This is a genomic window from Mycobacterium sp. ZZG, assembly GCF_054786995.1.
This window is the reverse complement of record NZ_JBTBFV010000017.1, coordinates 1-23,551: the sequence shown is the minus strand read 5'-3', so window position 1 is coordinate 23,551 and position 23,551 is coordinate 1. Positions and strand designations below refer to the sequence as shown.

Annotated in this window: 28 protein-coding genes and 1 tRNA gene; 15 read left to right on the top strand and 14 right to left on the bottom strand. The window is 69.5% G+C overall.

The features are described from left to right. The first annotated feature begins 3 nt into the window (after window positions 1–3). Window positions 4–1,242 carry an aminodeoxychorismate synthase component I gene (locus tag ACXMYJ_RS12250; protein WP_460356429.1) on the top strand — a complete coding sequence of 413 codons (1,239 nt, stop codon included), beginning with the start codon at window positions 4–6 and terminating at the stop codon, window positions 1,240–1,242. Here ACXMYJ_RS12250 and rsmI read toward each other — a convergent pair. Then, window positions 1,225–2,061 (bottom strand): 16S rRNA (cytidine(1402)-2'-O)-methyltransferase, encoded by an 837-nt coding sequence (gene rsmI / locus ACXMYJ_RS12245; protein WP_460356426.1) that lies wholly within the window; start codon window positions 2,059–2,061, stop codon window positions 1,225–1,227. The genes ACXMYJ_RS12250 and rsmI overlap by 18 nt on opposite strands. A 153-nt stretch (window positions 2,062–2,214) precedes the next feature. On the opposite strand from rsmI, the gene ACXMYJ_RS12240 reads away from it, so the two are divergent. Continuing rightward, on the top strand, window positions 2,215–3,663 hold the full coding sequence (locus tag ACXMYJ_RS12240) for a dolichyl-phosphate-mannose--protein mannosyltransferase (RefSeq protein WP_260758264.1): 1,449 nt from the start codon (window positions 2,215–2,217) through the stop codon (window positions 3,661–3,663). A gap of 78 nt (window positions 3,664–3,741) precedes the next feature. On the opposite strand, the gene arcA is transcribed toward ACXMYJ_RS12240, so the two are convergent. Further along, window positions 3,742–4,950, bottom strand: coding sequence for an arginine deiminase (arcA, locus tag ACXMYJ_RS12235; RefSeq protein WP_260755103.1), 1,209 nt, complete (start codon window positions 4,948–4,950; stop codon window positions 3,742–3,744). A 46-nt stretch (window positions 4,951–4,996) separates the two neighbouring features. Here arcA and soxR point away from each other — a divergent pair, with 46 nt between their 5' ends. Both soxR and ACXMYJ_RS12225 read left to right on the top strand, forming a co-directional pair. Next, window positions 4,997–5,431 carry a redox-sensitive transcriptional activator SoxR gene (gene soxR, locus ACXMYJ_RS12230; RefSeq protein ID WP_260755104.1) on the top strand — a complete coding sequence of 145 codons (435 nt, stop codon included), beginning with the start codon at window positions 4,997–4,999 and terminating at the stop codon, window positions 5,429–5,431. Window positions 5,432–5,490: 59 nt separating this feature from the next. Continuing rightward, a complete protein-coding gene (locus tag ACXMYJ_RS12225; protein WP_443186915.1) occupies window positions 5,491–6,099 on the top strand; it encodes an alpha-ketoglutarate-dependent dioxygenase AlkB in 609 nt (202 codons plus the stop codon). 7 nt (window positions 6,100–6,106) lie between these two features. Here the strand turns inward: ACXMYJ_RS12225 and ACXMYJ_RS12220 are convergent, their stop codons facing one another. Genes ACXMYJ_RS12220 through ACXMYJ_RS12210 form a run of 3 tightly spaced genes read right to left on the bottom strand, consistent with a single transcriptional unit; the run spans window position 6,107 to window position 8,981 of the window. Further along, on the bottom strand, window positions 6,107–6,778 hold the full coding sequence (locus tag ACXMYJ_RS12220; protein WP_260755106.1) for a DUF5642 family protein: 672 nt from the start codon (window positions 6,776–6,778) through the stop codon (window positions 6,107–6,109). Between the two features lie 28 nt (window positions 6,779–6,806). Next, window positions 6,807–7,463 (bottom strand): DUF5642 family protein, encoded by a 657-nt coding sequence (locus tag ACXMYJ_RS12215; RefSeq protein ID WP_460356422.1) that lies wholly within the window; start codon window positions 7,461–7,463, stop codon window positions 6,807–6,809. A gap of 45 nt (window positions 7,464–7,508) precedes the next feature. Next, on the bottom strand, window positions 7,509–8,981 hold the full coding sequence (locus tag ACXMYJ_RS12210; RefSeq protein ID WP_460356420.1) for a PE-PPE domain-containing protein: 1,473 nt from the start codon (window positions 8,979–8,981) through the stop codon (window positions 7,509–7,511). Window positions 8,982–9,247: 266 nt separating this feature from the next. On the opposite strand from ACXMYJ_RS12210, the gene lpqN reads away from it, so the two are divergent. Next, the gene (gene lpqN, locus ACXMYJ_RS12205) at window positions 9,248–9,946 is read left to right on the top strand and encodes an envelope biogenesis lipoprotein LpqN (protein WP_460356417.1); all 699 of its coding nucleotides are present in this window, start codon (window positions 9,248–9,250) and stop codon (window positions 9,944–9,946) included. Window positions 9,947–9,952: 6 nt separating this feature from the next. Here the strand turns inward: lpqN and ACXMYJ_RS12200 are convergent, their stop codons facing one another. Continuing rightward, window positions 9,953–10,786 (bottom strand): shikimate 5-dehydrogenase, encoded by an 834-nt coding sequence (locus ACXMYJ_RS12200; protein WP_460356415.1) that lies wholly within the window; start codon window positions 10,784–10,786, stop codon window positions 9,953–9,955. Then, window positions 10,783–11,781: a GNAT family N-acetyltransferase gene (locus ACXMYJ_RS12195; protein ID WP_460356412.1), complete on the bottom strand. Its 999-nt coding sequence runs from the start codon at window positions 11,779–11,781 to the stop codon at window positions 10,783–10,785. The genes ACXMYJ_RS12200 and ACXMYJ_RS12195 overlap by 4 nt, the downstream gene beginning before the upstream one ends. Window positions 11,782–12,019: 238 nt before the next feature. Between ACXMYJ_RS12195 and ACXMYJ_RS12190 the strand changes: the two genes are divergently transcribed. From ACXMYJ_RS12190 to ACXMYJ_RS12165, 6 genes are read left to right on the top strand one after another with little or no spacing between them, the layout of a single operon-like run. Beyond that, window positions 12,020–13,042, top strand: coding sequence for a GGDEF domain-containing protein (locus ACXMYJ_RS12190; protein WP_460356410.1), 1,023 nt, complete (start codon window positions 12,020–12,022; stop codon window positions 13,040–13,042). Window positions 13,043–13,049: 7 nt separating this feature from the next. After that, entirely contained in the window at window positions 13,050–13,475 is a 426-nt protein-coding gene (locus ACXMYJ_RS12185) for a cupin domain-containing protein (protein WP_260755113.1), read from the top strand. A gap of 18 nt (window positions 13,476–13,493) precedes the next feature. Continuing rightward, entirely contained in the window at window positions 13,494–13,874 is a 381-nt protein-coding gene (locus ACXMYJ_RS12180; RefSeq protein ID WP_260755114.1) for a carboxymuconolactone decarboxylase family protein, read from the top strand. Between the two features lie 6 nt (window positions 13,875–13,880). Beyond that, window positions 13,881–14,759 (top strand): NAD(P)-dependent oxidoreductase, encoded by an 879-nt coding sequence (locus tag ACXMYJ_RS12175; RefSeq protein ID WP_460356406.1) that lies wholly within the window; start codon window positions 13,881–13,883, stop codon window positions 14,757–14,759. A 48-nt stretch (window positions 14,760–14,807) separates the two neighbouring features. Beyond that, a complete protein-coding gene (locus ACXMYJ_RS12170; protein WP_260755116.1) occupies window positions 14,808–15,302 on the top strand; it encodes a MarR family winged helix-turn-helix transcriptional regulator in 495 nt (164 codons plus the stop codon). Window positions 15,303–15,328: 26 nt separating this feature from the next. Then, window positions 15,329–15,763 (top strand): DUF5313 domain-containing protein, encoded by a 435-nt coding sequence (locus ACXMYJ_RS12165; RefSeq protein ID WP_260755117.1) that lies wholly within the window; start codon window positions 15,329–15,331, stop codon window positions 15,761–15,763. A 226-nt stretch (window positions 15,764–15,989) separates the two neighbouring features. Here the strand turns inward: ACXMYJ_RS12165 and ACXMYJ_RS12160 are convergent. The 5 genes from ACXMYJ_RS12160 to ACXMYJ_RS12140 all read right to left on the bottom strand — a co-directional run bounded on the left by ACXMYJ_RS12160 (window position 15,990) and on the right by ACXMYJ_RS12140 (window position 20,348). Beyond that, window positions 15,990–16,062: transfer RNA gene (locus tag ACXMYJ_RS12160), tRNA-Ala, on the bottom strand. A gap of 54 nt (window positions 16,063–16,116) precedes the next feature. Further along, window positions 16,117–17,181 carry a divisome protein SepX/GlpR gene (sepX, locus tag ACXMYJ_RS12155; protein WP_460356403.1) on the bottom strand — a complete coding sequence of 355 codons (1,065 nt, stop codon included), beginning with the start codon at window positions 17,179–17,181 and terminating at the stop codon, window positions 16,117–16,119. A 213-nt stretch (window positions 17,182–17,394) separates the two neighbouring features. Then, a complete protein-coding gene (locus ACXMYJ_RS12150; protein ID WP_260755119.1) occupies window positions 17,395–18,048 on the bottom strand; it encodes a GNAT family N-acetyltransferase in 654 nt (217 codons plus the stop codon). A 19-nt stretch (window positions 18,049–18,067) separates the two neighbouring features. Beyond that, entirely contained in the window at window positions 18,068–19,354 is a 1,287-nt protein-coding gene (glp, locus tag ACXMYJ_RS12145; protein ID WP_260755120.1) for a molybdotransferase-like divisome protein Glp, read from the bottom strand. A 70-nt stretch (window positions 19,355–19,424) separates the two neighbouring features. Continuing rightward, complete coding sequence (locus ACXMYJ_RS12140; RefSeq protein ID WP_260755121.1) at window positions 19,425–20,348, bottom strand: UTP--glucose-1-phosphate uridylyltransferase; 924 nt, start codon at window positions 20,346–20,348, stop codon at window positions 19,425–19,427. 65 nt (window positions 20,349–20,413) lie between these two features. Between ACXMYJ_RS12140 and ACXMYJ_RS12135 the strand changes: the two genes are divergently transcribed. From ACXMYJ_RS12135 to ACXMYJ_RS12125, 3 genes are all read left to right on the top strand, one after another. Beyond that, on the top strand, window positions 20,414–21,037 hold the full coding sequence (locus tag ACXMYJ_RS12135; RefSeq protein ID WP_460356398.1) for a 5-formyltetrahydrofolate cyclo-ligase: 624 nt from the start codon (window positions 20,414–20,416) through the stop codon (window positions 21,035–21,037). A 42-nt stretch (window positions 21,038–21,079) separates the two neighbouring features. Next, entirely contained in the window at window positions 21,080–21,412 is a 333-nt protein-coding gene (locus tag ACXMYJ_RS12130) for an FmdB family zinc ribbon protein (protein ID WP_460356396.1), read from the top strand. 70 nt (window positions 21,413–21,482) lie between these two features. Beyond that, a complete protein-coding gene (locus tag ACXMYJ_RS12125) occupies window positions 21,483–22,136 on the top strand; it encodes an SAF domain-containing protein (RefSeq protein WP_260755124.1) in 654 nt (217 codons plus the stop codon). 63 nt (window positions 22,137–22,199) lie between these two features. On the opposite strand, the gene ACXMYJ_RS12120 is transcribed toward ACXMYJ_RS12125, so the two are convergent. After that, the gene (locus tag ACXMYJ_RS12120; RefSeq protein ID WP_260755125.1) at window positions 22,200–22,553 is read right to left on the bottom strand and encodes a hypothetical protein; all 354 of its coding nucleotides are present in this window, start codon (window positions 22,551–22,553) and stop codon (window positions 22,200–22,202) included. Window positions 22,554–22,921: 368 nt separating this feature from the next. Between ACXMYJ_RS12120 and mscL the strand changes: the two genes are divergently transcribed. Continuing rightward, window positions 22,922–23,359 (top strand): large-conductance mechanosensitive channel protein MscL, encoded by a 438-nt coding sequence (gene mscL / locus ACXMYJ_RS12115; RefSeq protein ID WP_260755126.1) that lies wholly within the window; start codon window positions 22,922–22,924, stop codon window positions 23,357–23,359. 66 nt (window positions 23,360–23,425) lie between these two features. Here the strand turns inward: mscL and ACXMYJ_RS12110 are convergent. After that, on the bottom strand, window positions 23,426–23,551 hold a 126-nt coding region (locus ACXMYJ_RS12110; RefSeq protein ID WP_197420251.1), incomplete at its 5' end, for an MspA family porin.

Here is a 23,551-nt window from a genome sequence, read left to right as displayed (position 1 = left end):
CCGGTGCGCATCGAGCGACTCGGCGATCTGGGCAGTGCCCCCGCGGTGCTGCGCGCGCTCGCGGCCGCGGCGGCACAGCGCGGCCTGCCCCCGCCGGCTGCGCTGACCGGAGACTGGTTCGGCTCCCGCGCGGTGATCGCGCCGTCGCTGCACGCCGGCGCGGTCGCGCCGCAAACCGTTTTCGACGTCGTCCCCGGCGACCGGCGGGACGGCCCGGTGGGCGGCGGCTGGTTCGGCTACCTGTCCTACCCCGATCCGGGCGCCGACGGGCTGGGCCCGCGGATCCCGGAGGCCGCAGGCGGTTGGTCGGACGCGGTGCTGCGGTGCGACCGCGACGGGCTGTGGTGGCATGAGAACCTTACCGGCGCAACGCTTCCCGGCTGGGTCGAGGAAGCCCTGCGGTCGGCTCCGGCCGAGCGGGACGCGGTGATCACCTGGAGTGAGGCCGATCGGGACGCGCACCGGCGCGGGGTGCTGGACTGCCTGGAGGCGATCGCGGCCGGCGAGGTGTACCAGGCGTGCGTGTGCACACAGTTCGCCGGCACCCTCCACGGCACACCGGCCGACTTCTTCGCCAAGGTCGCCGCGCGCACGGCGCCGGCCCGCGCCGCGTTCGTCGCCGGGGACTGGGGTGCGGTGGCGTCGCTGTCGCCGGAGCTGTTCCTGCGCCGCCGCGGCGAAGCGGTGACGTCGAGCCCGATCAAGGGCACGCTGCCCGACACCGCCGACCCGGCGGCGCTGCGGGCGTCGGTCAAGGACGTCGCGGAGAACATCATGATCGTCGACCTGGTCCGCAATGATCTGGGCCGGGTCGCCGGCACGGGTTCGGTGTCGGTGCCCGAACTGCTGGCGGTCCGGCCGGCTCCCGGCGTGTGGCATCTGGTCTCGACGGTGTCGGCCCGGGTGCCCACCGACCTGCCGATGGCCGACCTGCTGGAAGCGACGTTCCCGCCGGCGTCGGTCACCGGCACCCCGAAGACCCGGGCCCGGCGGCTGCTGACCGGATGGGAGCCGTCACGACGCGGGATCTACTGCGGCACAATAGGTCTGGCTTCACCAGTGGCGGGCTGCGAGCTCAACGTCGCGATCCGCACGGTGGAGTTCACCGCCGACGGCAGCGCGGTGCTCGGCGTCGGCGGAGGCATCACCGCCGACTCCGACCCCACCCGCGAGTGGGAGGAGTGTCTGCACAAGGCCGCCCCGATCATCGGCCGTGGCGCCGGCTCACTGGCGCGCGCGTAGCACCGCGTCGTAGAGCTCGCGCTTGGACGGGGCGCCCGGATTCGCGGCGACCACCTGGGCGCACGCGTCCTTCACGCGCATGCCGTCGTCGACCAGACGGTTCACCTCGACCACCAGCTCCTGCGGGTCCGCCGACGGCGTCGCACCGGCCAGCACCACGGTGATCTCGCCCAGTACCCCGTCGGCGGCCCATTCGGCGAGCTCCCCGAGGGTGCCACGGACGACCTCCTCGTGCGTCTTGGTCAGTTCCCGGCACACCGCCGCGCGGCGTCGGGGGCCCAGCACCTCGACGGCGTCGCCGAGGGTCTCGGCAAGTCGGCGCGGTGACTCGAAGAACACGCAGGTGCGCGGCTCGGCGGCCAGCGACTGCAGCCAGGTGCGACGGGCGGTCTGTCGGCGCGGCGCGAAGCCCTCGAAACAGAACCGTTCCGACGGCAGGCCGGCGACGGCCAGCGCGGTGGTGACCGCCGACGGGCCGGGCAGGCATTGCACGGGCAGCTCGTTGTCCACACACGCCGCCACCAGCCGATAACCGGGGTCGCTGATCAACGGCATCCCCGCGTCACTGACCAGCAGCACGGTCGCACCGCCCTTGATGTCGTCGAGCAGCGCGGGCACCCGGGAGGCCTCGTTCTGGTCGTAGAGGCTGACGATCCGCCCGGCGGGCTTCACCTCCAGCGCCGTCGCCAGCGTGCGGACCCTGCGGGTGTCCTCGGCGGCGATCACATCGGCGCTGCGCAGCGCCCGCACCAGCCGCGCCGACGCATCCGAGGGCTGCCCCAGCGGCGTGGCGGCCACCAACAGTCGTCCGGCCGTCATGCCACACAGCCTACGATCGCAGGCGTGAGCGCCACCGCGGACGTGAGGAGCGAGAGCACCTTCGCCGACCAACTCCACAGAAGCGGTCGCTCGGTCCCGGTCATCAGCCCCGGCCCGGTGATCCCGGTCGCCGACTTCGGCCCGCTGGACCGGATGCGGGGCTGGGTGATGACCGCCGTGATCACCGCGCTCGCCGCGATCACCAGGTTTTTGAACCTCGGTTCCCCCACCGACGCGGGCACCCCGATCTTCGACGAGAAGCACTACGCGCCGCAGGCCTGGCAGATGCTGCACAACGGCGGGGTCGAGGACAATCCCGGCTACGGCCTGGTGGTGCATCCGCCCGTCGGCAAGCAGCTGATCGCGCTCGGCGAGGCGATCTTCGGCTACAACGGCCTGGGCTGGCGATTCACCGGCGCGGTGTGCGGGGTCATCCTGGTGCTGCTGGTGGTGCGCATCGCACGCCGGATCAGCCGATCCACCCTCGTCGGTGGGGTCGCCGGCCTGCTGCTGATCGCCGACGGCGTCAGCTTCGTCACCGCCCGGACCGCGCTGCTGGACGGCTTCCTGACGGTGTTCGTGGTCGCGGCGTTCGGCGCTCTGATCGTCGACCGTGACCAGGTGCGGGAACGGATGCATGTGGCGTTTCTGGAAGGCCGGATCGCCGAGACGGCGTGGGGGCCGCGTCTGGGGGTGCGGTGGTGGCGGTTCGGCGCCGGTGTGCTGCTCGGGCTGGCATGCGCGACGAAGTGGTCGGGCCTGTACTTCGTGATGTTCTTCGGCATCATGACCGTCGCGTTCGACGTCGCCGCCCGCAAGCAGTACCACGTGCCGCGGCCGTGGCTGGGCGCCTTCCGCCGCGACGTCGGTCCGGCACTGTACGCGCTGGTACTGATCCCGTTCGGGGTGTACCTGGCGTCCTACACGCCGTGGTTTGCCTCAGAGACCGCCGTGGACCGCTATCAGGTGGGACGCTCCCTCGGACCGGACAGTGCGCTGCCGGTCCCGGACGCCCTCCGGTCGCTGTGGCACTACACCTACGCGGCCTACCGCTTCCACTCCGGCCTGACCAATGCTGACGGCAACCACCACCCGTGGGAGTCCAAGCCGTGGGCCTGGCCGATGTCGCTGCGCCCGGTGCTGTACGCGATCGACACCGAGAACGTGTCGGGGTGCGGTGCGCAGTCGTGCGTCAAAGCGGTGATGCTGGTCGGCACGCCGGCGCTGTGGTTCCTCGCGGTGCCCGTGCTGGCCTGGGCGGTGTGGCGGTCGTTCGTGAAGCGGGACTGGCGGTATGCCGCGCTGCTGGTCGGCTACAGCGCCGGCTTCCTGCCCTGGTTCGCCGACATCGACCGGCAGATGTACTTCTTCTACGCCGCGACCATGGCGCCGTTCCTGGTGATGATCATCGCGATGATCCTCGGCGACATCCTGTACAAACCGGGGCAGAACGCCGAGCGGCGGACCCTGGGGCTGCTGGTGGTGTGCAGCTATGTGGCGCTGGTGATCACGAACTTCGCGTGGCTGTACCCGATCCTGACCGGGCTGCCGATCTCCCAGCAGACGTGGAACATGCAGATCTGGCTGCCGTCCTGGCGGTAGCCGCGTTCGCCTCGCGAAACCGCCACCACGGTAGTCAGCTGTCGCGATCCGCTACCGTGATGGCGGTTTCGCGAAGTGCTAGAGCGGGTCGCGGCCGGCGGGACACGACATGCAGCGCGGCCCGCCGCGGCCGGTGCCGAGCTCCGAGGCCGCGATCGGCAGCACTTCGATGCCCGCATCCATAAGGCGCGCATTGGTTTCGGTGTTGCGCTCGTAGGCCACCACAACCCCGGGGGCCAGTGCCAACGTGTTGTTGCCGTCGTCCCACTGCTCACGCTCGGCGGTGACGGGGTCCAGCCCGGTGTCGATCACCCGCAGCTTGCCGATCCCCATCGCGTGGGCCGCCGCGTCGACGAACGGTGCGGCACGGTCGATCTTCACCCCGCTGGACTCGCGCCGGATGGTGAACGCCGTCAACGAATCCTGGATGTTCGGGTACATCACCACGGCATCGGTGTCGACCATCGTGCACACCGTGTCCAGGTGCATCTGCGCGCGTTCCTGGGCGATGGGCACCGCCAGCACGGTATGCGCGAGGTCGTCGTCGAACAGGCTGCGCGCCAACGCCTCCGCGCCCGCGGGCGTCGTCCGCTCCCCCACTCCAACGGCCACCACACCGGGCGCCAGCAGCAGCACGTCGCCTCCCTCGATCGGCGCCGACCGTGACTCATACGCCCGCCGCACCCCGAGGAATCGGGGGTGGTGGGCGTAGATCAGATCGGTCAGGGAGGTCTCGCGCGCCCTGGCGTGCATCGACAGCGATGTGATCGCCACCCGCGGGCCGATCCAGAACGACGAGTCGCGGGTGAACAGCAGATTCGGCAGCGGGTCGATGACGAAGTCCCCGCCGTGGTGCATGCGCCGCACCAGAGACAGCTCGTGCTCCCCGAACGGCAGTTCGTCGAACGTCATCCCGGCCATCAGCACCCGGGCCAGCGCGGCGGGCTCCAGGGTGCGCAGGTACGCCGAGAGTTCCTGGGCCAGCGGCACTCCGAGGCGGCGCGCATCGACCGCGGCGGAGATGCCGTGCATCCGGGCCGCGCCGCTCTTGGCCAGCGCCTCGGTCAGCAGGTCACCGAGCAGCAGCACCTCCACGCCGCGCGAGCGCAGCAGCTCGGCGAACGCGTCGTGCTCTTGCTGGGCCCTGGCCACCCACGGCAGCCCGTCGAAGAGCAGCGTGTCGTTGTTGCGGGGCGTCAGCCGCTGCAGTTCGGGCCCTGGCCGGTGCAGGATCACAACCCGCAGCGTGCCGACTTCCGAGTTGCACCCGAGCGCGGCTTCAGTCACGTCTAGCACCGTAACCCGGATCGCCACCTCAACTAGGGTTGAGGTCATGGAGCGGCCCCACGAACTCACGCCGGGCGAGATGTCGGTGCGCAGCGGGGTGTCGGTGTCGGCGTTGCATTTCTACGAACGCGCTGGGCTCATCACCAGCCGTCGCACCGGCGGGAACCAGCGCCGCTACTCGCGCGACACACTGCGCCGGGTCGCGTTCATCCGGATGTCGCAGCGACTCGGCATCCCGCTGGCCCGGATCCGGGAAGCGCTGGCCACCCTGCCGTCGGACCGGGTGCCCACCAGCAAGGACTGGGCCAGGCTCTCGGCGGGGTGGCGGCAGGATCTCGATCAGCGCATCCTGCATCTGCAACGGCTGCGCGACAATCTCGCGGGCTGCATCGGCTGCGGGTGCTTGAGCCTCAAGGTGTGCGCGCTGGCCAATCCCGGCGACATGCTCGCCGAGGAGGGCCCGGGCGCAGCCCGGCTCTGAGGGTTCCGGTTCCCGATGTTCACACCGTCTTCGAACGGGTGTGCGATAGAGTGCAGGGTATGGAGCCGGCTGTGCAAAGCTCTCTGTTCGACCCCTCCGACCGCCGCGACCTCGGCGGCGGCGCGTGGCTGGAGGTGCGGTCCGGGTGGCTGTTCCAGGATGGTTCAGCCGACGACACGCTGTTCAGGGAGCTGCGTGATCAGATCCCGTGGCGTGCCGAGCGGCGCCAGATGTACGACCGGGTGCTCGACGTGCCGCGCCTGGTGAGCTTCCATAACCTGCTCGACGACCCCGTACCGCATCCGCGCCTGAAGCAGCTGCGCCGCCGCCTCAACGACGCGTACGCCGGGGAGCTCGGCGAGCCGTTCGTCACCGCCGGCCTCTGCCTTTACCGCGACGGCAACGACAGCGTCGCCTGGCATGGCGACAACATCGGCCGCAGCAGTACCGACGACACCATGGTCGCCATCGTAGGTCTGGGCGCGACAAGGGTTTTCGCGTTGCGCCCGCGCGGCGGCGGACCGTCGCTGCGGCTCCGTCACTGCCACGGCGACCTGTTGGTGATGGGCGGCTCGTGCCAGCGCACCTGGGAACACGCCGTGCCGAAGACCGCGCGGCCCACCGGTCCGCGCATCAGCATCCAGTTCCGCCCCCACGACGTCCGGTGACGACGGCTCAGCCCCTGACCAGCCCGACCGTCTGCGCGACGAGGTCGCGGGCGCGCTGGGTGTCCACCCGGGCCACCGGCTTGTCGGCGACCACCAGCGGGTTGGCGGTCACGATCACGATGAACGTCCCGAAATGGGCGACGTAGTTGTACAGCTCGCCGGTGCGCGGCCCCTGCGCCGTCGTCGTCTGCAGCACCCGGTGGGTGCCGACGGTGTGCACACCGTCGATCTGCGGGGCCTCCACGACCTCGACGAGGCCGCGCATCCCCGGCCCGTTGAAGCTCACCTTGCGGCACTGGTCGGCGGGGGTGTTGGCGGAAACGGGCTCGGAGGTCTCGACGGCGATCACGATGTAGCGCACACCGTCACCCTCGGCGGTGGTGGCCGCCATGTTGCCTTTGACGCCGTCAGGGATGGCCTGCTCGTCGGCGGCCTGCCCGCAGTCGGCCGGATCGAAGGTCAGCCCGGGCGGCAGCTTCTGCGCGGTCAGGTACTGCGGGTCGATGGCCGCCGGACCCACCGAGTGGACCGTGAACGACGCCGGGAAGTCGGCTTTCAGGTCCGAGACCCGGGCGATGTCGGCGTTGGAGTGATCCTCGGACTGCGCGGCCCCGCACGCGGTTGCCAGCGCCGCGCACATCACCGCGGCGGCCGCCCGGAGGCTCGGAGGGTTTGACATCGCCGCCAATGTACCCGGGCAGCCCGGCTCAACCGCGCAGCGCCGACACCGTTTCGGCGAGCAGTCCGGATGCGAAATCACGACTGAGCACGGGGTGCGGCGACCCGGGGTCTGTGAGCACCGCGACGAAACAGATGTGGTCACCCAGGTAGGCGACGAAGGTCTCGGCATGCGTGCGGGTCTCGGTGCCGCCCTCGACGACGGTGGTGGCGGCACTGCTCATCCCGACGGTCCTGGCGGCGGGGATGTCCGGACCCGGCACGCCGGTCACCACACCCGTCGTGTGCCCCGACGCCACCGTCCACTGCGAGCAGCCCTCGTCGGGCGGCGTAGCAGGCGCCGCGTCGGCGGTGCCGGCGACCAGCGCGTAGACGATCCCGCCAGGGCCGGAGGCCGACCATCCCCGCGCGGTGACCGGATCGACCGCAGGCGCACCCAGCACCGCGCAGTGTCCGGGATCGACGGTGGGTGTGTCGCGCAGGCCCCACACGGCGAACGGCGACGGCGGCCCGGTGTAGGCGGTCACCTCGTAGTCCTCGGGCAGGCGGTCGCGGGCGCGGTCGATGCGCGCCGGGTTGACTGTGTGATCGACCGCCGGCGACGGGGCGGGCGCCGGTACCGGTTCCGGCGGCGCCGCGCAGGCGGCACCGGCCAGCGCCAGCGCGAAGAGGGCGAACAGCCTCACGGGCTGTTGATACCACGCCGGACCGGGCGGGCACGGGTGCGACGCTCAGGCCGCGTCGGCGGTGTCCCGGTCCGACGGCACATCGGAGGTGTCCCGGTCCGACGGTACGTCTGAGGTGTCCTCGCGCTCGGCGGGTGTCACCGGATGCCGCTCTTCGGCTTCTGGCGACGTCGGGTCGACGTGCTGCGCCGATTCTTCGTCGGGTTCCGCGAGTTCGACCTCTTCGTCGGGTTCAGCGAGCTCGGCCTCTTCGTCGGGTTCTGCGAGCTCGATCTCGGTTCGGGCCGGGGGCTCCGTGCCGTCGCCTGCGGGTTCCTCCTCCCCGCCGCCACGTTCGCTTTTCCCCGACGCAAGACCGGACTCCCGTTGCGCCGCATCGCTTCTGATTTCCGGCGAGGCGCCGGCCGGCAGGTCCGGACGGCCGACACCGAAGGTGCCCGGTTCGGTGGTGCGCAGCACGCGCCCGAGTCCCAGTCCTTGGGTGAAGTTGTCGACGGCCACCGGGATCGACGCGACGAGCCTGCCCGCCAACCCGATCACGCTCGTGACCGGCCGCCAGCTCATGAGTCTCGGCACGCCCGGGCCGATGTGACGGTCGTAGGCATCCTCGATGAGCACGCGCAGCGGCGCATCGATCGCCTTGAGGATCGGCCGGGGCACGAACGGCGCGAACGGCTGGAGCAACGGCACGAGGTCGGTCTCGACGAGGTAATAGTCGGTGTCGCCCTCATGACCTTGGAACCGGGCCTGTCTGAGCGGCACGTCCACGGTCTCGCCGTGCAGCAGGCCGTATCCGAGCAACGCGTTCACCGTCGCGAGCAGGTTGAGCGGACGCACCGGGAAGTCCCCACCGAGCCCGTCGTACTGGCGCACCAGGTCGACGGTCGGGAACACCGGGCCGCCGCCGGCCAGCCTGGGCCCGTCGGTCGGTGACGCGCCGGGGAACGGGATCCGCAGGACGGGGATGGTCGGCCAGCGATGCAGTCGCATCAGCACGCCGCCGTTGGGCCGCATCGGATTCGCCACCAACATGAACGACATACCGGGATCGCCCGGTTCGTAGTCCCGGATGAGGTCGCGTTTGGCCAGCGAGGCGATCACGGCGCTCTGCGAGTAGCCGAACACACTCAGCGTGTCGCCGGCCTGCGGCGCACCGGTACCGACTCCGGGCGTCACCGCCGGGTCGGCGTTGAACACGCACTCCGCACCCGCCCGTACGCAGCGGTGCAGGTTCGCCAGGCCCTCGGCGACCGACGTCTCGAACGTCAACCGCCCAATCGGGAAGAAGTCCTCCGGGGTGACGACGGCCACGGCGTTGGTCACCGGGCCCGACGACCCCGCGAACGCCGGATCAAGGTGCCGGGTCACCGCGTTGTCGAGGTAGTCGGTGACGAACCGCGGGCCGTCCCGGGGTGCGGCCAGCGGATGGAAGGTGCCACCCATGATCAGCGCGGTGGTGTTCGCGGTCAGGGTCAGCGCGACCCCGGGCAGCGCCCACGACACCGGCAGCGCCGCCACGCTAGCGAGCACTAAAAAGAGCGCCGCAATCGGGCGAATGACAAGCCCCATGTCCCGACCCCTCAACCATCGCGCCGGTACAGGCAACATGTACCACCACCCGAACGGCCGCGGACGATTTCGGCAAACACCGTCGGGGAGCTGCCAGCAAATTCATCAGGCTTGACCTCGAAATCCATCTCTCCAGCTCGATATGCTGCGCTGCGATCCGGCCTTCGTCGCGCACCGACCGTGTCGACCCACGGGGCCGGCGAACAGGAGACGACATGACCAACGCAATGCGGGCCGGCGTCACCGCGATCGCGGCCGTCGCACTCGGGATCGGGCTGGCCGCCTGCAGCTCGGACAACTCCGGCGAGGAGTCCGGCACCGAAGCGTCCGCGACGACGTCCGAGAGCGCCGCTCCCGACCAGGCGTCTCCATCGCCGACGCCGGCCGCGGGCCCGGGCAAGACACTGGCGCAGTACATCGAGGAGAGCGGCCTGACTGAAACGCCGGTGCTGCGCGGCGATCCGGGCGCACCGACGATCACCCTCCCGCTGCCCGCCGGCTGGGAGGCGGCAGGACCCCGGGCGCCCCAGGGCGCCTACGACGCGATCATCTACACCGCGGACCCGACGGCGACCACCCCTCCGACGATCGTCGCGTTCGTCTCCAAGCTCACCGGCGATGCGGACCCGGCCAAGGTGATCGAGTACGCCCCCAACGAGACCCGCAACCTTCCCGGTTTCCAGGGCGCGGACAAGGGTGAGCCGAGCAATCTCGGCGGGTTCGACGCCACCCAGATCGGCGGCTTCTACACCAAGGACGGCATCAACCACATGGTGGCGCAGAAGACCGTCGTGATTCCCGGCCAGGACGGGCTGTTCGTGCTGAAGCTGACCGCGGACGGCACCGAGGATCTGGCGTATCCGTTGATGGAAGCCACCGCGGCCATCGACGAGCAGACCACGATCACCCCCTGACCCGGCTCAGGCGCGCGACAGCTCCGAGGCCTCGGCGATCTGTTCTGGGCTGGGCCGCACACCGGTGTAGCGCTCGAACTGTTCGGCGGCCTGCAGTGCGATCACCTGTGCGCCGGTGATCACCGGCACGCCGGCCGCCCGTGCGGCCCTGATCAAGGGCGTCTCCGACGGCAGGGCCACCACGTCGAACACCGTGGTGGCTTCGGCGATCGCGGCCTCACCGAACGCGATTTCGTGTTCCTCGGGCGCCCCGGCCATCCCGATCGGGGTGACATTGACCAGGATCGGCGCGGTGACGTCGGTGACGTCGGTGACGTGTGTGTAGCCGAGCCGGTCGGCCAGTACGCGCCCGCTGTCGGGGTTGCGCGCGACCACGAAGCCCGTGCCGAACCCGGCCCCGACGAAGGCCGCGCCGACTGCCTTGGCCATGCCGCCGCTGCCGCGGATCACCACCGGATCGTCGGGGTCGAGGCCGTGCTCGGCGATGAGTTGTTGCACCGCAAGGTAATCGGTGTTGGACGCGGTGAGCCGGCCACCCGGCACCGCGGTGTCGTTGACGATGGTGTTCACCGACTCGATGGCCTGTGCCGACGGCTCGACCTCGTCGACCAGCGCGAGCACGTCCTCCTTGAACGGCATGGACACCGAGCAGCCGCGGATGCCGAGCGCGCGCACCCCGCCGATCGCCGCTGCGATGTCGGTGGTGGTGAAGGCCTTGTAGAGGAAGTCGAGGCCGAGCACGTCGTAGAGGTGGTTGTGGAACCGGGTGCCGATGTTGCTGGGACGTCCCGCCAGCGAGATGCACACCGTCGTGTCCTTGCTCAGCGGCGGCCGGGTCATCCGGCGGCTCGGATCACCTGGCGCGCCATCTGGCGGATCTGAGTCACCAGTTCCCGTCCGAGGGGCAACTCCTCGACCGGCGGCACCGCGATCTCGGTGACCACGACGTTGAGATCGTCGCGGCGCCACGCCGCGCCGTAGCGGTCCAGAATCGAGCGCATCGCGTAGTTGTCGCTGAGCACGCGGGCGGTGAACCGCTGCACCCCGTCATACCGCGCCGCCACCGAGATCGCACTCATCATGAACGTCCCGATCCCTCTGCCCTGATACGCGTCGCCGACGATGAAGGCGACCTCCGCCTCGTCGGGGCGGTGCACGTCGCGGACGAACCGGACGTCGGCGACGACCGGGCCGTCGAAGCCCTCGGTCAGCACGAACACGAAGTGGTCCCGGTAGTCCACCGCGAACAGATAGGTCAGCAGCGACTTCGTCGGCGATCGCATCGACTGGAAGCGCCGGTACAGGGTCTCGGTCGAGAACTCGACCGGCCCGTTGGCGGTGCGCTCGACGTCACCCGGCAGCACGGGTCGCAGATGCAGGACGGTGCCGTCACGCATCGTGACCGGGATCGGGGTGATGAACGCGGCGATCCGCTGACGCGCGGTGCGCACCAAGCGGTCGACCATGCCCGGGATCTCGAGCATGGTGGCGAATGCCTCGCGGCCGCCGACCCAGCCGGTCAGCGGTTCGGTGGCCACCACCGTCGCCGTGCGCGGCGCGTCCCGCAGCAATGCGATCTCGCCGACGATCAGGCCGGGGTCGACCTCGACGAAGGTGTCATGGCCGTCGTCGCCGGCGTGGGTGACCTCGGCCCGACCGCTACCGATCAGCAGGAACGACACTGCCAGCTCACCCTGCTGCATCAGCACCTGACCCGCCGCCGCGGTAAGCGGGCGCAGCTGCGCGGCCAGCGGCACCAACGCCTCCACCGGGACACCGTCGAAGACGGTCAGCGCGGCCAGGTCATCGGCTCGCACGGTGGTCAGGCCGGACACAGACTCGAGGCTACGGGCGTGCGGGGATGTCCGGCAAGGAAGCGGCAAGACCGTCAGCAAACGCCCGTTTGTGAGTTGCATCGCGTTCGAGCGGTTCCGTCCCGCCGCCGGCGAACACGCTGTTGGATGGCTGTGAAGTCAACGGCAACGAAACGGTGTTGATGCAAAGGGATCAGCGGCGCGCTGGTCACTACGAGTGGTTCAGTGGCTACCTCGAGGCGCGCGGGGGGCGCGCACGGTGCGCTTGTTGGTGGCCGGCACCGCACTGTCGATGTCGGGAGCGTTGCTCGTTCTGCTGCGCGGCGCGGGAGGACCGGACGGAACGGTCGAACGCACGATGATGCTGCTCGCCGTCGGCGGCGGTGTGGCGGGTACGGCACTGTGGCTGTGGCGCTGGCCGACCCGGCCGCAGTCGGCCGCGTTCGTCGTGGTCACGTCGCTGGCGATCGCGCTGGCGTGTCTCGCTTATCCGGATCCGCTGGCGGGCCTACTCGGATGCATCGCGTTCAGCACGATCGGCGCGTTCGCCGCGTTCTTCCATTCGACGCGGTTGGTGCTGGGCATGGTCTTCATCGCCATCGCGGTGGCGTTCAGTCGAGCCGTCGAGTTGGCCGAAGGCGGGCGGTTGGCGCTGGCCGCGGTTGATTTCGTCCTGGTGCTGCAGGCCAATATCACGATGCCCGTGGCCATCCACGCGCTGCTGCGGGCGTTGCGCGGGGACCTGGTCAACGCCGACCTCGACCCACTGACAGGGCTGTTGAACCGCCGCGCGTTCCACCGGCTCGTCCTCGGCATGTTCGACGGCCGGTCCGCCGACGCATATCTGTTGGTCGCACTGCTCGACCTCGACGACTTCAAGGGGCTGAACGACGCGCACGGGCATCTCGTCGGAGACCGAGCCCTGGTCGCCGTAGCTGACACGCTGCGGGCGACCGCGACACCGACGGCGGTGATCGCACGCAGCGGTGGGGAGGAGTTCCTGATCGCCGACGTGGTGTCATCGGCCGAGGCCGCCCAGGAATGCCAGCGGATCTGTGACGCCATCGCCGGACTGCACATCCCCGTCACCGTCACCGCCAGCCTCGGCACGGCCGTCGCCGCGCTCGACGGTGTGCGGCCCCGCGACCGCGACGGCGTCGTCGACCATCTCATCGCCGCCGCGGACATGGCGATGTACGCGCAAAACGTAACGGCGGCAATCAATGTCATCACCACGGCGTCTGGGTGTCACCGGGTTCGGCCTGAGCGAACAAGAAAGTGAGGGAAATGTGCGTACTTTGATCACCGGAGTCGACGCCGAGGGCAGGTCGTGTGTCGTCAGCGACGGCGAGCTGACGCTGGATCGCCTGGCACCGGGCTTCGCGATGGGTGTCCCCTACGAGACGACGGCGACTCCACCGCCGGCGCGCCCCGAGGGCACCGCCCCGCTGATCGACCAGGGCATCGCGCCCGGCCTGATCCGCTGGATGGTCGTGGACCTGGGCCCCGACTCCGAGACGCCGATGCACCACACCGACACGATCGATTTGGAGACGGTGCTCTCCGGCACCGTCGAGCTGGTGCTCGACGACGGCGCGCACCGGCTTGAACAGGGCGATCTGGTGGTGCTGGCCGGCGTGGACCATGCATGGCGGGCCGGGCCGCAGGGCTGCCGGCTCAGCGCGGTACTCATCGGAACCCCGCCGCCCGCTTGACAACCGAACGGAGACGACATGGACCGGGACACCTACGAGAAGGGCCGGCATATCCGTACCGAGGTTCTCGGCGCGGACTACGTGAACCGCGCCGCAGCCAACGCAGACGAGTTCTCGCAGCCGCTGCAGGATCTGGTCACCGAATACTGCTGGGGCGCGGTGTGGGGGCGTGACGGCTTGGCGCTCAAGACCCGAAGCATGCTCAACCTGGCGATGATCGCGGTGCTCAACCGGCCGCAGGAACTCGCCACCCACATCAGGGGCGCGCTGAGCAACGGGGTCACCCGCGATGAGATCCGCGAGATCTTCCTGCAGGTCGGTGTGTACGCCGGGATCCCCGCCGCCGTCGACAGCTTCCGCGTGGCCAAGGCCACGTTCGCCGAACTCGAAGACGAGTAGCCGGCCGTGGACGTGGGATTCATCGGGTTGGGGAACATGGGGTTCCCGATCATGAGCCGGCTGGTCGCCGCCGGGCACGAGGTGGTGGTTTTCGACACCCGCCCGGAATTGGTGGCGCGGGCGGTTCAGCTCGGCGGTGCGCCCGGCGCGTCGGTGCGTGAGGTGGCCGACCGGGCCGCCACGGTGCTGGCGAGTCTGCCCACCCCACGGGCGTCCAACGACGTCGTCGCCGAGGTGGCCCGCGGATCGGCGGTGCGCCGGTTCGTCGATCTGTCGACCGTGGGACAGCAAGCGGCTCAACGTAACCGGGAACTGCTCGCCGTTCATGGCGTCGCGGCGCTGGACGGCCCGGTCAGCGGTGGGGTAAATGGCGCGCAGGCCGGCACGCTGGCGGTGATGGTGTCGGGCCCGCGGGCCGAATTCGAGGCGCTGGAACCGGTTTTCGCAGTGATCGGCCGGGCCATCTTCGTGTCCGAAGAGCCCGGCGCGGCACAGACCATGAAGCTGATCAACAACCTGATGGCGGCGACCACGCTGGCCGCGACCGCCGAGGTGGTGGTGATGGGCGTCAAGGCGGGGCTGGACCCTCAGGTGATGATCGACGTGCTCAACGCCGGCTCGGGCGGCACCCACGCCAGCCGTGACAAGTTCCCCCGCGCGGTGCTCCCCCGCACGTTCGACTACGGCTTCGCCACCGGTCTGATGACCAAGGACGTGCTGCTCTATCTGGACGAGGCGCGGGCTCTGGAATCACCGGCGGTCCTCGCGGAGTCGGTGGCGCGGCTGTGGGAGCAGACCCAGGCCGAAGAGGGCGCAGCATCGGATTTCACATCGGTGGTCAAACCGATGGAGCGGATCGCCGGTGTGACGATCGGACCGACGTGACGCAGGCGATATTGCTAGTACGCTAACAGTTAGTGGACTATGTAACTTATGGCCGCGCCCGTCACCGAGGATCTCGACCCGCTCGCTCTCGAGCGGCAGGTCTGTTTCGCGCTGGCGGTGACCAACCGCGCCGTCCTGGCCGTGTACCGGCCACTGCTGGAACCGCTCGGGCTGACCCACCCGCAGTACCTGGTGATGCTGTCGTTGTGGGATCACCAGAAGCAGTCCGCGGCACAGCAGAGCGCACTGTCGGTCAAGCAGATCGCCAAGACGCTGCAGCTGGATTCGGCCACCCTGTCGCCGATGCTCAAGCGGTTGGAGGCGATGGGGTTGGTCACCCGTGCCCGCAACGCCGCCGATGAACGGACCACCGACATCGCGCTCACCCCGGCCGGTGCCGCACTGCGCGAGCGTGCGGTGGAGATCCCGGCGGCGGTCGTGGCGCGGCTCGGGGTCGACCTGGCCGAGCTGGAGCATCTGCACGACGTCCTGACCCGCATCAACTCAGCCGCCCAGGCCGCGGACGCGGTGGCGTCGTCCTGAATCCCGTCCCCCGAAGGAGACCGACAATGGCCCATGATGAGCCGCAAGGCACCGATAAACCCAATATCTGGCAGTACCTCACCTATTGCTATGGGCGCCGGCTGCCGAAATCGATGGACCGCTGGGTCGCCGAGGATCTGGCCGGCCAGGGCGCGATCCGCAGGCATATGATCCGCTACGCCATCCCCCCGCTGTTTGTCCTGGCCCCACTGTGGCTGCTGCCCGCGTCGGTCTACATGCGCATCGAGATGACGGTGCCGATCTACATCTGGGCGCTGCTGATGGGGCTGGCGTTGAACAAGGTGTGGCGCCGGCACCGCCTGGCCACCCACGGGCTCGACCCGAACCTGGTCGACGTGATCAAGCGCAAGAAGGACGCGCAGATGCACGAGGACTACGTCCGCCGGTTCGGCCCGCGGCCTGACGACGCCCAGGCGCACTCCAACAGCAGTCCGTTCTGAGGGGTTTTCCGTCGGCGACCCCGGGTACGCGGAGCGTCGGCAGTGGGGTCATCAAGCGGTGTGGTTGCGCCCGGCTCTCTGTGAGGCGGTCGCCTGGGTAACCACCGGTGTTGAGAGCCCAGCATGAGGGCTGGGTGGCCGCCGCGAAAATCAGTCTGCGGTGCGACAATCGGGGCGTAAACCAGAAATCCCCGGCCGATGGCCGGGGATTTTCCGTATCGATGTGTGGAGCTAAGGGGAATCGAACCCCTGACCTACTCGATGCGAACGAGTCGCGCTACCAACTGCGCCATAGCCCCTGGTGCCGGTACAGGTTATCAGCCACCGGTCACCGGCAGAAATCGGTAGGTCCTCTACTGCCCCGCTGCACGCGGCAGGTCGTAGTGTCGCGAGAACGGCGCGTAATCGAGGTGTTCGAACGCCGGGTCCTCGTCATCGATCTCCAGCACCGCGGCACCGGGCCTGCGCAGCCGGGCGGGGGTCACGTCGAACTCCGGGTCGCTGGTGTTCTCGACGCCGAGCCGCGACCTGGCCAGCCGCTGGGCGCGGCGCCGGCGCAACTGCTCCTCGATGCGGGTCTGACGGCGCAGGTAGGCCAGATAGAGCGCGGTGACCACGCCGACGGCGCCACAGACCCACCACATCGACGACGACCACGTGAACGCCGCGACGGCGCTGGTCAACAGCAGCACGCCCATCACCGCGATGGTGCGGGCACGGAACCGGTACTTGCGAGCCGACACCGCCGCGGCCATGGTCGACTCCCGGCGCCGGCGCCGCGCCTCGCTCATCGAGTCCGCCATGCGCGGCTCGGTGTCCTCCGGCGCCTCGGACTCCCCGGCCGGCCGGCTCTTTGCCGCCGCCTCGGCCTGCACCGGCTCGTCGTCCTCGTACTCGTACTCGTCGTCGATCACCGAGTACACCCCGGTGTCCTCGGACGTGTCGCGTCCGGGGTCCTGCGACGCCGCATGAACCGGCTGCCCTTCCGGCTCCGCCGTGTGGTCCGCATCGGCGGTGTACTCGTCGGCCGCGACGGGGTCGGACTGCTGGTCTTCGGCCGACGGGGCCGCGAGCAGCGCGCCGGAGTCCTCGACGACGTCCACATCGAGGTAATCGGGTTCGGCGTCGGCCGCCTCCGCCTCGGCGGCGACCATCACCACCGCGGCGCCGGGTGCGCGGTCCTCGGCGTCGTCGGCGTCGTCCTCGGACGGCCGCCAATGCGGGTCGCTGCGGTGGCCGGCCGCGGGCCCGCGCCGACGCAGCCGCGCACTGGCACCGCTGTTGAGCACGCGGGTGGCCAGCGCGACGTCGCTGGTGCGGCGCACCGCATCGCGCTTGCTGATCAGCATCGGAACAAGCACGAAGAGCCAGAGCACAACGAGCGAGATCCAAAGAAGAGATTGGGGGATGCTTGGCATGGCGCCTGCTCCTTTCCCCATCAGGCTAGGTCTGTGACCAGCGCATCCGTGGGCGGCGCGCCGACACAATTACACACCTGTAATTCGCTGGAGACAAGCACCAATAGTCACATGTGTCACATCAGTAACACGCACCGGTTCGTGCGCAGGACTCAATTTCGCGTGACGACGCAAATGGAAACGGCCAAATTGCGCCGACTCACGGAACGGGGGTCAGGCCCACGAGGCGCGACCGGCCCGCACCAGCGCCGCGGCCACGCTGCCGTTCAACTCCTCGATCGTGAGCGCCACCAGCAGGTGATCGCGCCACGCCCCGTCGACGTCAAGATATCGCTTCAAGAGGCCTTCCTCGCGGAAACCGACCTTTGCCAGAACGGCCCGGCTCGCGCCGTTCTCCGGCCGCACGGTGGCCTCGACGCGATGCAGCGTCACCGGCCCGAAACAGTGGTCCAACCCCAGCGCCAGCGCCGCGGTGGCGACCCCTCCGCCGGTGAACTCACTGGCCACCCAGTAGCCGATCCACGCCGACCGCAGCGCGCCGTGGGTGACGTTTCCGATCGTCAGCTGCCCGGCGAACTGGCCGTCGAGTTCGATCGCGTACGGCAGCATGCGGCCTTTGCGGGCCTCCGAGCGCAGCCCCGAACACACCGAAGGCCACGACGAAACAGCATGGCGCAGTTCCCAATTCAGCTCCGCAGTAGGTTCCCACGGCTCGAGGTGTGCGCGGTCGGCCAGTCGGATCCTGCTCCACTGCGCGGCGTCGCGCAGTCGGACCGGGCGCAACCGGACCACCCCCGCAGGGACCCGCAGCGGGCCGACCGCCAGCGGCCAGCCGGGATGCTGCGACCGTGAACTCAAGAGGTTCATCACCGCCGCCATCTCGCGTTCACCCGCGTTGGGCCAGGAACGCGACGTCGACGATCTCCCCGGTACGGATCTGCTCGGCCTCGCTGGGAACGACGACCAGACAGTTTGCCTCCGCCAGCGTCGCAAGGAGGTGCGACGACGCCCCGGGCCCCCCGCCCAGCGCCTGCACCAGGTACTCACCGGTGTCCTGGTCGCGCATCAGCTGTCCACGCAGGAAGCCCTTGCGACCGGCGACCGACTCGATCGGCGACAAGGCCCGCGCCTGCACGATGCGTCGCATGGCCTGCCGCTTGCCGAGCGAGAGCCGGATCAGCGGGCGCACCATGACCTCGAACACGACGAGCGCACTGACGGGGTTGGCGGGCAGCAGGAACACCGGAACTCCGTCTGCGCCGAGCTGGCCGAACCCCTGGACCGAACCGGGGTGCATCGCGATGCGGGTGACCTCCATGTCGCCGAGTTCTGCGAGCACCGCCCGCACCCCCTCGGCGGCGGCGCCGCCGACCGCGCCGGCGATGACGACGACTTCAGACCGGCTGAGCTGACCCTCGACCACTTCGCGGAGTTTCTTGGGGTCGGCGGAGACGATGCCGACACGGTTCACCTCGGCGCCGGCATCGCGACCGGCGGCTGCCAACGCATAGGAGTTCACGTCGTAGACCTGGCCGTTACCGGGGGCGCGCGAGATGTCGACGAGTTCACCACCGACCGAGAGCACCGACAGCCGCGGCCGCGGATGCACCAGCACCCGCTCGCGACCGACTGCGGCGAGCAGACCCACCTGCGCGGCGCCGATGATCGTGCCCGCGCGCACCGCCACATCTCCGGGTTGCACGTCGTCGCCCGTGCGGCGCACGTAGGCCCCCGAGCGCACGCCGCGCAGCACCCGCACCCGGGACGCACCGCCGTCGGTCCAGCGCAGCGGCAGCACGGCGTCGGCGAGCGTGGGCATCGGCGCCCCGGTCTGCACGCGTGCCGCCTGCCTGGGCTGCAGCCGGCTGGGTGTGCGGGCGCCCGCCTCGATCAGCCCCATCACCGGCAGGCTGATCTCCCGCGGGCGGCTCTCATCGCGGTCGGCGTCACCGTCGGCGCTCTCCTCGGCAGGCGCGCCTCCGACACCGAGCACGTCGACACTGCGCACCGCGTAGCCGTCGATGGCGGCCTGATCGAACCCGGGCAGCGGACGCTCGGTGACGACCTCCTCGGCGCACATGAGACCCTGGGCTTCGGCGATCGCCACCCGCACCGGCCGCGGCGCCACCGCGGCAGCTGCTACCCGGGCTTGTTGCTCCTCCACCGAACGCACGGCACGCCTTTCTCACCTCGCATGGGCTGGCGCCGACCGATCGGTCGGCGGATGCGCTCGATCACAGCCGCTACTGCTCGGACGTCGCCGGAGCGAGGCCCAGCCGCTCGACCAACCACCGGCGCAATTCAGGCCCGTAGTCGTCCCGCTCCAACGCAAAGTCAACCGCAGCCTTCAGGTAGCCCCCGGGATTTCCCAGGTCGTGTCGAGATCCGCGGTGGACGACCACGTGGACCGGATGACCCTCCTCGATCAGCAACGCGATGGCGTCGGTGAGCTGCAACTCGCCACCGGCGCCACGCGGAATGCGCCGTAGCGCGTCGAAGACGGCGCGGTCGAGCACATAGCGCCCGGCCGCGGCGAAAAGCGAAGGTGCGTCTTCGGACTTCGGCTTCTCGACCATCCCCTTGACCCGCAGCACGTTCGGGTTGGTGGCGTCCGGCACCTCCTCGACGTCGAAGACGCCGTAGGCGCTGATGTCCTCGCGATCCACCTCGATCGCGCACAGCACGGTGCCGCCGCGCTTGGCGCGCACCTTCGACATGGTCTCCAGCACACCGGTCGGCAGCACGAGGTCGTCGGGCAGCAGCACCGCGAGCGCGTCCTCGTCATCCGACAGGCTGGCCTCCACACAGCCGACGGCGTGGCCGAGACCGAGCGGTTCGGCCTGCACGACCGATTCAACCTTGATCAGGGCCGGGGCGCGCCGGACCTTTTCCAACATCGTCTTCTTGCCCCGCGCCTCCAGCGTGCCCTCGAGCACGAGGTCCTCGACGAAGTGCGCGACGACGCCGTCCTTGCCCTCGGAGGTGATGATGATCAGACGTTCGGCGCCGGCTTCGGCCGCCTCGGCGGCGACCAGTTCGATGCCCGGCGTGTCGACAACCGGCAGCAGCTCTTTCGGCACCGTCTTGGTCGCGGGAAGAAAACGCGTCCCCAGCCCCGCTGCGGGGACGACCGCGGTGCGCGGGATAGCAACTTCAGGCCGGTTCATCGTTCACACACTAACCTCTCTGAGTCGGTTGTTCCTTCCTTACCCGTCGTTAAGAGGACTAGTCGGTGTCGTCGACCAAATCAGAATTGCGGACCGAAATCCTCAGCGCGCGTCGGTCATTGACTCAGCAAATGCGAGTCCGCGAGGCCGCACAGCTGGCCCGTCATCTGGGCGCCCTGATTCCCGCTGGAACCACGGTGTGCGCGTACCTCCCGGTCGGCTCGGAGCCGGGGTCGGCGGCCATGGTCGACGATCTGGTCCGGCGCGACTGCACGGTGCTGCTGCCGGTGGCCCGTGAGGACGGTGACGGCACTCCCCTGCCGCTGCGGTGGGGACGGCACACGCCGGGGGCTCTCGTCGCGGCGCCGTTCGGTCTTCAGGAACCGCCGCCGCCGTGGCTGCCCGCCGGGGAGATGCGCAGCGCCACCGTGGTTCTGGTCCCGGCGCTGGCCGTCGACCGCAGCGGGGCACGGCTGGGGCGCGGCGCCGGCTACTACGACCGCACCCTGACCCTCGCGGAACCCGGCGTGCTGTTGGTGGCGGTCGTACGCGACGACGAGCTCGTCGACCGCCTGCCTTCCGAGCCGCACGATGTGCGGATGACGCATGCCCTCACACCACGGCAGGGGCTGGTGGCGCTGGCCGGCGGCCGGGAATGGCACGGTTCCGCTGGCGGTTCTAGCACTTGAGCCGGTAGAGTGCTAAGAAGTTTGACCACCTCGGAGGTTTGAGTGCCCACTTATTCCTATGCGTGCACCGAATGCAGCAACAAGTTCGACGTGGTGCAGGCGTTCACCGACGATTCGCTGACCGAGTGCCCGAAGTGCGCCGGACGGCTGCGCAAGGTGTTCGGCAAGGTCGGCGTGGTCTTCAAAGGCAGCGGCTTCTACCGCACCGACAGCCGGGAATCCAGGAAGAGCTCGAGTTCGGGCAGCTCGTCGAACGGCTCGGAGTCGTCGTCCACCACCTCTTCCTCGTCCTCGTCCTCGGACAAGTCCGGTTCATCGGACAAGTCCGCGTCGTCGACCACTTCTTCGGCACCCGCGGCCGCCGCGTCCAGCTGACGCGGCGAGTTATCCACAGCTTTCGCAATCTCCGCTGAATCGCGCTGTCCGCTCTGCCTAGCGTGGACCCATGGGGCATCCGCTGGACCGGTCGACTCTCGATCGCGTGTCCCGAGCACTGCGCCCCGACTGGACGCACACCGCGGCCGCCCGGCGGACGCTCGCAGCGGCGCTGGTCATCCTGGCGGCGGTCGCCGCGTGGCGGGGTGATCCGGGCGCCGACATGTCCGATGTCGTCGTGACGACCCACGACCTGTCTCCCGGGACCGAGCTCACCGCCGCCGACCTGCACGTCGAGGCACGGCCGGCCGCCACCATTCCGGACGGCGCGCACAGTTCCGTCGACGCGGTGGTGGGCACAATGCTCGCCGGGCCCGCCCGCCGCGGCGAAGTGCTGACCGACATCCGGCTACTCGGACCCCGGCTCGCCGAGTCCGCTGCCGGGCCTGACGCGCGGATCGTGCCGATTCCGCTGGCCGATGCGGCGCTGACGGATCTCGTCCGACCCGGAGATGTCGTCGATATCGTGGCCGCCCCCGCCGACGAGGCCGCCGATGCTCGCCTGATCGCGACCGACGCGGTGGTGGTCCTGGTCTCGGCGAAAGAAAGCGGGGTCGGTGCGCGCGGTTCGGGCCGGGTGGTCCTGGTGGCCCTACCGGCCGCCGCGGCGAAATCGGTCGCGGGCGCGGCCCTCGTCGAGGCGGTGACGCTGACCTTGCATTAGCTGATGAACCGCAGAACGCAAACCGCCCCCGGGGTTCCCCAGGGGCGGTTCGCGTAGGTCAGATCACCAGTCGCCGATACCGGGACCGGTCGGGTACTCACCCTCGAACGCGGACGCGGTGGTCCCGACGACAGCCTTGACGCTGTCACGGACCTCGCCGAACGCGTTGATGATGCCGGCGTCCGCGACCCGCGACTCGGAGATGCCGCGCGCGACGCCGAAGTCGTTGATGCGGATCACCGAGAACTCCGTGGCCTGCCGGCTCGTCACGGTCGGGCCGGGGCCGACTTCCTCGACATCCGCGCTGGCCGTACCGCTACCGAGTCCGGCGAAAGCTGTGGCCACGGCGAACGAGCCCAGGCCCAGAACACCCAGCTTCTTGGAACTGCGGGTAGACGCTTTGGCATGCTTGGCCATCAGCATTCCCCTTTGATAAGCGGACACAAGTGTCCTCGTTACGATTTCAGGCTTCCATAGAGTAGCAGTCAGAAACGCCGTGTGCGCGCCGAGCGGAAGATTCGATTTCGGCGGATCTTCGCAGGTCCACCACCGTTTCCTGTGAGTTTGTTGGACGTTCATGTCGGGCCGCCGCGCACCGGCGTCGGATCGCCGCCGGGGAGCACGAAGTCAGCCTGAACTCGTTGCCCACCAACGCTTTCCGCATCAGCTCGGGCGGCAGGGCGCAACAGTGCCGGTCCTGGGCATCTCCGAGGTGGCCCGCAAACAGGGTGGACAGGCTAAATTCCGGGAAGCCGCTCGACAACAGACCGAAAGGGGTGACCTTCATGTTGAAGGGGTTCAAGGAGTTCATCGCGCGGGGAAATGTCATCGACCTCGCCGTCGCCGTCGTCATCGGCGCCGCGTTCACCGGCCTGGTGACTGCCTTCACCGAGAACGTCATCCAGCCGCTCATCGACCGGATCGGCGCGGGCCCCGAGACCGAGTACGGCATCCTGCGAATCCCGTTGGGCGGCGACCAGTTCGTCGACCTCAATGCGGTGCTGTCGGCAGCGATCAACTTCCTCATCGTCGCCGCCGTCATCTACTTCGTGATCGTGGTGCCGTTCAAAAAGATCCGGGAGCGCGACAAGAAGGTGGAGTCGGCCGAGACCGAACTGACGCTATTGACCGAGATCCGCGACCTGCTGCGCACCAATGGCGACGCCGGCGCCGCGGTCGGCAAGCACGCCGGCAAGGGTGTGCAGGACCATTCCGAGGAATGAGGAAGTCTCCAAGACACGAAACGGCCCCCGGCACATCGCCGGGGGCCGTCTCTGTAGAACCTTGTGTCAGTTCATGTTCCAGGGCTCGCCGTAGGTGGTGACGCTGTCACCGGTCGACGAGATCAGGCGGGCGAACGGACGCAGCAGCACACCACCGGCAGCACCGGTCACCGTGCCGTGGGCGTTGGACAC